This is a genomic window from Nocardiopsis sp. NPDC006832, from assembly GCF_040635885.1.
In the GTDB taxonomy this organism is placed as follows: domain Bacteria; phylum Actinomycetota; class Actinomycetes; order Streptosporangiales; family Streptosporangiaceae; genus Nocardiopsis.
Map to the genome: position 1 here is coordinate 164,790 of NZ_JBEYLC010000005.1, position 7,200 is coordinate 171,989.

Consider the following 7,200-nt stretch of genomic DNA (forward strand, 5'->3'; position numbering starts at 1 on the left):
TCGGGGCACACCCGTGCACCGGGCCACGAGTCGGACCCGGAGAGCGGGGGCGCGACGGTCGGGGTCCGTCGCGCCCCCGCTCTCAACCGCTGACGTTGAGGTCGGAGCTGCCGCTGCTCTGGTAACCCTCGGTCGCCAGGATCATGTAGTGCACGAAGTCGCCCAGTTGCATGCCCGCGTCGTTCCAGGCGTCGAAGTGGTTTCCGGTGGTGATGGTGCCACCCGTACGAGTCGACTGGCGAACGCTCCAGAACTGCGGGAACGTCTCGCTGTCTCCCTCCACCGACGGGGAGTCATAACGCATCGTGTGGTAGAGGTCGTAGCTTCCGCCATCACTGTCCACCGTGCCGCGAAAGTCGCCCTCGGGCCGGTAGGTGCCGAAGTTGTCGACGATGTAGTACTCCACGAGCGGGTTCGAGGTCCACCCGTACAGACACAGGTAACCGTTGCCGGAGGGGTTGAATCTCCCCGAGTAGGCGACGTTCCTGCGGCCACCGGTGCTCCAGCCCTTTCCGCATACGAAGTTGCCGGTGTCGCTCCACTGGGTGCTGTAGGAGCCCCCGGAACCCAGGGTCATGGAGACCGAACCACCGCCGTCGGTCCAGAACGAGTAGAAGTAGCCGTCGTGGGTGCCGGTCTGGTTCTCGGTGATGGTCTGGGCATGTGCGGTGCCGGGCAGCAGCGTGGGCATCGCCACGGCCAGGGCGCCGGCTCCGGTGAGTCCGATGAATCTCCTGCGGTCGAACGGGGGGTGGGGGGTGTCGTTCATGGTCGTCTTCCTCCTGGTGGGCCAGGCGGCGCCGCACGGAAGGGACCTCGGCGACCAGGGGTGCGTCACCGTGTGTCGGCGCCGTGTTGCGCAGCGGGGTCGGTTTTTCGCCGTGTCCCGAAGTATCCGTACGAGACGAACGCGAGTCAATGTTTTCCGGAAAATTTCGGATACATTAACAATCATTCAGTCATCATTCCTGCTGGTCAACCATCATTTTTACAAACTCATCCTGGAATCTTCCCTGGAACTCGGTTCCGATACACATGTCGGGATCGATCATGATTCCGAAACTTTTCGGCCCCCCTCGGGCCGCGAAAACGAGCCCGGACCCTGCGGGTCGGGCTCATCAACGGAACGGCCGGAGGGCCCTGCCCGGTCCGCGCCCGTTCGCCCTGGGGCCACGAGGCTCGACCTGCTCGACCGCAACATCTCCGGTCGAGCCGGACCATCCACCCCCGAAAGGATGGAGACCCATCGGGGCCCGAGTCCGACGGGCCTCCATCTCGGATGTTCTCCACCAAAGCCTCGGGAATCGAGGCCGCACCGAAGGACACGTTCAGGAGAACGGCGCGAGCCCCAAGGCCGGGTCGGCTGGAGCACGGCCTCGTTCAGGGCGGCGGGGCGCAGATGGGCGATCTTCTGGTATTCGCGGCCGGTGACCATGCGACCGAACGTTTTCCGATCGGGATAACGCACCAACGGGACCGCGTCCCACCCACGCCCGTCATCGGCGACCAAGGATGTGGACCGTCGCCGGCATAGAGCGGTTCGGCTCCGTATTCCCGCGAAAAAAAGGGGCCGCCCGTCGTGGGTACTCCTCGTAGGAGGAACGACCTTCTGGAGTGAAGCGCAGCAGGTCGAGTATGACCACGGAGCCCTCCCCATCCTCCTCCAGCATGTCCGCGAGGGCCGTCCCCGGAGGGGGCGACGGCCGTGGGTGACTCCTTGCGCGGTCGTTGGGCGCACCGAGCGTGAGCGGTGACGTCCACCACAGAAACCGCCTGGTCGGTATGTAACGCCGGCGACCCCGACCGCCCGCCATCGTCGCACGCCCGTCGAGCACCCCACCCCTCGCGGCCAGGCGTGCCACCCCGGACACGGAAGCCGGTCGGAAGCGGTGTTCCCACAGCTCACAGCGCACACCGAAGGTCCTGAAATGTAGTGCATTCTGCCACAAAAGATCACGCTGAAATAACAGAACGATATCGCCAAATCGCCCCCCTGTGACCCACTTCAGGCTTATACGACACCCGAAAATCATCCGACTTGAACCTTTTGCTATAGTCCGCCTGTTGGTCCCAACCGCCCCATGCGTCCCACACGGAGCGCGCAACTTCGGGCGGCGGACAAACGGCCACCTTCCCCGCCGATCCGCAATCGGCGGGCCCACGTATCGACGAAACCACGGCCGGATGCCCAGCGCACAGCGTCGTGCGCACGGGCCGAAGCTCCATGGTCGTTACGTGCCACAAAAACCGACGGGTGATCCGGCGCCCGTCCTCAGAAAGGAAATGAATGAATTCGGAGGAAATGGCGGTCCAGCAACTGAGCGGCCCCGTCACCATTTTTCTCATCGCACTTTTCTTCGGTGGAACGCTGTTCATGTCGATCCTGATCAGCAAGAAGAAAGAGAACGCCGATGGTTACATGAATGCCGGGCATAACATCGGTTTCGGCATCGCAGCCACCTCCATGACCGCGACATGGATCTGGGCGTCCTCCATGTACGCCTCGGCCACCGCGGGTTACACCTACGGCATCTCCGGCCCCATCCACTACGGGTTGTGGGGCGCGTTGATGATCCTGTTCATCTACCCCTTCGGACGACGCATCCGTGCGGTCGCCCCTCGCGCGCACACTCTCGCCGAGGTCATGTACGCCCGTCATGGACGCTCCAGTCAGTTGATGCTCGCCGGCTCCAACGTTCTGGGCAGCGTCATCTCACTGACCTCCAACTTCATCGCCGGTGGTGCGCTGGTGGCGATGCTCTCGCCCTTCAGCTTCACCCAAGGCATCGTGGTGATGGCGGCCGGTGTCCTGCTCTACACGCTGTGGTCCGGCTTCCGTGCCTCGGTGCTCACCGACTTCGCCCAGGCGATGGCGATGCTGGGCGCCGTGGTCGTCATCATCCCGGTCGTCTTCTTCGCCGCCGGCGGCACCGGCATGTTCGAGACCGGGGCGCAGAACCTGACCCCCCAGCAGTCGAACTTCTTCTCCTCGGACGCCTTCCTGAACCAGGGCGCGCCCTACATCGCCGCCGTGCTGGCCTACGCGATCGGCAACCAGACCATCGCCCAGCGCCTCTTCGCGGTTCGAGAAGACCTCATCAAGCCCACCTTCATCACCGCCACCATCGGTTACGGTGCCACCGTCATCGGCATCGGCATGCTCGGCGTGATGGCCCTCTACCTGGGCATGGAACCGATGAACGGGGACGTCAACAACCTCATCCCCCAGATGGCGACCACCTTCCTCGGTCCGATCCTGCTGTGCGTCTTCTTCATCATGATCATCGGAGCGCTGGCCTCCACCGCCGACTCCGACCTGGCCGCTCTCTCGTCGATCATGATGGCCGACGTCTACGGTCAGAACGTCGCCGGGCGCAAGAAGGCCAACCCGAAGACGATGCTGCTGATCGGCCGCGTCACGATGATCGTCGCCACCGCCGCGGCCCTGTACTTCGCCAGCGGTCAGATGAGCATCCTCGACCTGCTCGTGTTCGTCGGTGCCCTGTGGGGCGCCCTGGTCTTCCCGGTCATCGCCTCCTTCTACTGGGGCAAGGTCACCAACGCGGCCTTCACCGTGTCCACCCTGGCGGCCGTGGCGATCTTCATCCCCGTCCGCTTCGAGATGCTGCCGATGGGCACCCCGGTCGGCCTCGTCGTGGACGTGCTGTCGGTCATCGGTGTCGGCGTGGTCCTGGGTCTGATGTCCTTCGGCTTCTTCGGGCTCAAGCCCGCGCTGTGGATCGGTTCGATCGCCGCGATCGTCACCGCGCCGTTCGGGATCGGCTTCTTGCACGACTACCACGTGCTCAGCGGGTCGCTCGTCGCCTACGCGGTGAGCACACTGGTCTGCTACCTCCTGAGCTTCCGCAACAAGGAGTCCTTCGACTTCGCCCTGATCCAGAAGCGCATCGGTTCGTTCGACAGCGACGAGGAACCGGAGAAGGCCCTGGACGACGACACCGCTTCGAAGCACTGACCAAGAGAGGAACCCATGTCGACCCTGCTGTTGACCGGCTACGTACTCATCTGGCCCATCATCGTGGCCTTCGTACTCTTCTTCCTCCTGCGCGGCTTCTTCAAGGACTGGAGTCAATCGCGTAAGGAAGGTCGTCCGATCATCTGATCCTTCCGACCGCTCCGGCCGGGTACCGATTCCGAGGAGTCGGTGCCCGGCCCCTCGCGTCGAGTTCCCCGGAGAAGGCACCGGCCGCGTGCACGCATGTCCAAGCGGGCTCGCCGGCCGATGCCCGCCTCGGCGCCATGGACAGCGTCTCTTCGATCGTGAGGGTCACCGTCGTCCACGCCGCCACGCCGTTCCCGGGCCTGGTGGCCGAAGTGGAACAGGCTCGCGCGTTCATCCGCGAGGCCGGCCCGACGGCGCGCGTCCGGTCGCCTTCCCCCAGACCCACCTTCCCGATCACCCGTACCGGGTCCGGTCCCACACCCCGGCACCCCGCGCAACGCTCAGGCCCACGACTCCCCGGCAGGGGATCACCCGGAATTCTTCGGATCGGGCCTGTGGACAACCCGATCCGGACCCCTGTCGCGGCGCACACTGGAATCATGCTCTCCACCAACGCGCACACCCTGTTGCGTACCCTCTTCCAAGACCTGTCCGGTGACCGCCACATCCTCAACCTGAGTTTCCGATACGTCATGTCCACCGCCGTCGACCGGCGGGCGGATCACTTCGAAGTGGAACACCCGGTGGTGATCGAGCGCCTGTACACGGCTCTGATCGGGCAGGCCCCGGCCGCCCTGATCGTGCGCACCTTCACCGACCGCGTCCACGAAACGCGGCCCGATGGCACGATCATCCCCGTCAAGCTGGTCCGCGGCTGGCGGGTGGGACACCGCCGGCTGGTCCCCTTGGACGAGGCGCAGATGTTCGACGCCCACTGCATGGACGCCGCGTCCGGGGAGCCCGTGCCACCCGAGGCCGGGGTGGAGTACGTGGGCGCCCCCGAGGTCGACCTGTCCGACCTGGAACAGTCGTGAACCCGACGCTCAGGGCTTGCGGGCCACACCCCCGTAACCGTCGACCTCGGGTGGGATCCCGAACCCGGTCTCCTCGTAGCGCCACCGGCTCACCCAGACCACCCCCGGTTCCACGATCTCCAGGCCTTCGAAGAAGGCCGCGATCTCCTCCGGTGAGCGCTGGACGTAGGGCTCTCCCCCGCTCTGGTTGTACTGTTCGTGCGCTTCCACGTTGGCCGCACCGTGCACGTTGGTGCCGTCGTTGATCGTCAGGAAGCTCCCTGAGGGCAGCGGATCCACCAGTCGACGGACCAGGTCACGGGCCTGGTCATGGTCGGCGACGTGTCCCAGGATCCCCATGAGCATCAGGGCGACCGGGCGGTCCAGGTCCAATGTCCGGGCCGCCGATTCCAGGATCCGTTCCGGTTCGCGCAGGTCGGCGTGGAGGTACTCGGTGGCGCCCTCCTCGGTACCCCTCATCAACGACCGGGCGTGGGCGAGTACCAGGGGGTCGTTGTCGACGTAGACGATCCGGCTGTCCGGTGCGAACGCCTGGGCCACCTCGTGGGTGTTGTCGGCCGTGGGCAACCCCGCGCCGATGTCCAGGAACTGACGGATCCCCACCTCTCCCGCCAGGTGGCGCACCGTTCGGCCCAGGAAGGCCCGTGAGGCCCGGGCTCCCTGTGCCATGCCGGGGAACACCTTGAGGAAGGCCTCACCGGCCTCTTGGTCGACGGGGTGGTTGTCCTTGCCGCCCAGCCAGTAGTTCCACACTCGCGCCGAGTGCGGAATGGAGGTGTCGATCGGGGGGTGTTCGCTCATGGGGGGCTCCACCTTCGGTGTCGGAGCGGGGGTTCGTTCGCGCCATGATAGGTCCACGCGTACCCGGCCCAAGTGTCAGATCCCTTGGCCCACAGCGCTTCCCACCCCGAGCTCCCGGTTCGCGCACCGACCCGCCCGTTCATCGATGGGCACAGCGACGGTAGTGGCGTGTTCACGGGTCGTTACCGCGGCCTGGCTAGGTTCGCCGTGTTCACGCCCCCACACGGAAAGCAGCCCGACCATGTCGGTCACCCGCCGTTCGACGGCCCACCGCCCCCTCGCCCTGCTCGCTCTCGGCGCGCTCACCGTGGCGCCCGCGGTGGCCCTGCCCTCCACCTCTTGGGCCCAGACCTTCCCCGAACGTGTCCTGCTCTCCCCCACCGCCGACCCCGCCACCTCTCAGCACGTGACCTGGCGAACCGAGGACCTGGACGAGGGAGCGCACCTGGAGCTCATCCCGGTGCGCGGCGCGTCCTCGACCGCGCTCCTGCCCGCCGAACCCACCGGGCGGACCGCGGACCGTCAGTACTAACGGGTCACCCTCACCGACCTGGCCCCCGACACCGAGTACCGCTACCGTGTCGTCCCCGGTGAGGGCGCGGCCGGTCGTTGGCAGAACTTCACCACCGCCGACAGCGACGCGGTGCCCTTCGACTTCCTCTACTTCGGCGACATCCAGAACGACATCTCCGCCGGGGCCGCGCCCGTGGTCCGGGCCGCCCTGGCCGCCGAGCCCGACGCCCGACTCGCCGTGCACGCGGGTGATCTGATCGACCACGCCGAGAACGACTCGCAGTGGGGCGAGTGGTATGACGCGTTCGGCTCCGAGGGCACCGGCGGCATCAACCACGTGACCACGCCCGGAAACCACGAGTACTCCTCCAACGCGCTCAGCGGTCACTGGGACCTGCAGTTCCCCGGCGCCGGCAACGGTCCCGAGGAGGGTGTGGACCTGAACGAGACGGTCCACCACACCGATTACCAGGGCGTGCGGTTCATCAGCCTGAACTCCAACTACCGTGACGCCGACGTCGACGACGTCGACGCGTGGTTGGAGTCGCAGACCGAGTGGCTGGTCCAGACCCTGCGGGACAACCCGAACGAGTGGACCGTCGTCACCTTCCACCATCCGCTGTTCTCCAACAGCCCCGGGCGGGACAACGAGCCGCTGCGCCGGGCCTGGTTGGAGGTCCTGGAGGAGTACGACGTGGACCTGGTCCTGCAGGGCCACGACCACTCCTACAGCCGCGGCAACCTGGTGGAGAACCGTACCGAGGACCCCGACGTGCACACCGGACCGGTCTACTGCTGTGACCGGAAACGTTCACCCGGGTGTCCTCACGCTGCGATGGGTAGCGGTCGGCCTCCCCAACGAACACCTTTCTCGCTGCGTACCCGGGC

Annotated in this window: 7 protein-coding genes and 1 pseudogene; 5 read left to right on the plus strand and 3 right to left on the minus strand. The window is 66.1% G+C overall.

Annotated elements, in window-relative coordinates; genetic code table 11:
* Positions 1–82: 82 nt before the first annotated feature.
* Positions 83–769, minus strand: a complete 687-nt coding sequence (locus ABZ717_RS04355; RefSeq protein ID WP_358505398.1) for a glycoside hydrolase family 11 protein — start codon at positions 767–769, stop codon at positions 83–85.
* A gap of 567 nt (positions 770–1,336) precedes the next feature.
* A pseudogene (locus ABZ717_RS04360) lies at positions 1,337–1,670 on the minus strand (DUF1330 domain-containing protein); the annotation flags it as partial.
* 617 nt (positions 1,671–2,287) lie between these two features.
* On the opposite strand from ABZ717_RS04360, the gene ABZ717_RS04365 reads away from it, so the two are divergent.
* From ABZ717_RS04365 to ABZ717_RS04375, 3 genes are all read left to right on the plus strand, one after another.
* Complete coding sequence (locus ABZ717_RS04365) at positions 2,288–3,976, plus strand: sodium:solute symporter family protein (RefSeq protein WP_358505401.1); 1,689 nt, start codon at positions 2,288–2,290, stop codon at positions 3,974–3,976.
* A 15-nt stretch (positions 3,977–3,991) separates the two neighbouring features.
* Positions 3,992–4,123: a putative transporter small subunit gene (locus ABZ717_RS04370; RefSeq protein WP_358505404.1), complete on the plus strand. Its 132-nt coding sequence runs from the start codon at positions 3,992–3,994 to the stop codon at positions 4,121–4,123.
* A gap of 440 nt (positions 4,124–4,563) precedes the next feature.
* A complete protein-coding gene (locus ABZ717_RS04375; RefSeq protein WP_358505406.1) occupies positions 4,564–4,998 on the plus strand; it encodes a hypothetical protein in 435 nt (144 codons plus the stop codon).
* Between the two features lie 9 nt (positions 4,999–5,007).
* Here ABZ717_RS04375 and ABZ717_RS04380 read toward each other — a convergent pair whose 3' ends face one another.
* On the minus strand, positions 5,008–5,799 hold the full coding sequence (locus ABZ717_RS04380; protein ID WP_358505409.1) for an SAM-dependent methyltransferase: 792 nt from the start codon (positions 5,797–5,799) through the stop codon (positions 5,008–5,010).
* Between the two features lie 241 nt (positions 5,800–6,040).
* On the opposite strand from ABZ717_RS04380, the gene ABZ717_RS04385 reads away from it, so the two are divergent.
* Both ABZ717_RS04385 and ABZ717_RS04390 read left to right on the plus strand, forming a co-directional pair.
* Entirely contained in the window at positions 6,041–6,331 is a 291-nt protein-coding gene (locus tag ABZ717_RS04385) for a hypothetical protein (protein WP_358505412.1), read from the plus strand.
* A 111-nt stretch (positions 6,332–6,442) separates the two neighbouring features.
* On the plus strand, positions 6,443–7,200 hold a 758-nt coding region (locus ABZ717_RS04390; protein WP_358505415.1), incomplete at its 3' end, for a metallophosphoesterase.

Coding starts and splice junctions, on each gene's coding strand:
- ABZ717_RS04355 (WP_358505398.1), bottom strand. CDS start 769: ATGAACGACACCCCCCACCCCCCGTTCGACCGCAGGAGATTCATCGGA.
- ABZ717_RS04365 (WP_358505401.1), top strand. CDS start 2,288: ATGAATTCGGAGGAAATGGCGGTCCAGCAACTGAGCGGCCCCGTCACC.
- ABZ717_RS04370 (WP_358505404.1), top strand. CDS start 3,992: ATGTCGACCCTGCTGTTGACCGGCTACGTACTCATCTGGCCCATCATC.
- ABZ717_RS04375 (WP_358505406.1), top strand. CDS start 4,564: ATGCTCTCCACCAACGCGCACACCCTGTTGCGTACCCTCTTCCAAGAC.
- ABZ717_RS04380 (WP_358505409.1), bottom strand. CDS start 5,799: ATGAGCGAACACCCCCCGATCGACACCTCCATTCCGCACTCGGCGCGA.
- ABZ717_RS04385 (WP_358505412.1), top strand. CDS start 6,041: ATGTCGGTCACCCGCCGTTCGACGGCCCACCGCCCCCTCGCCCTGCTC.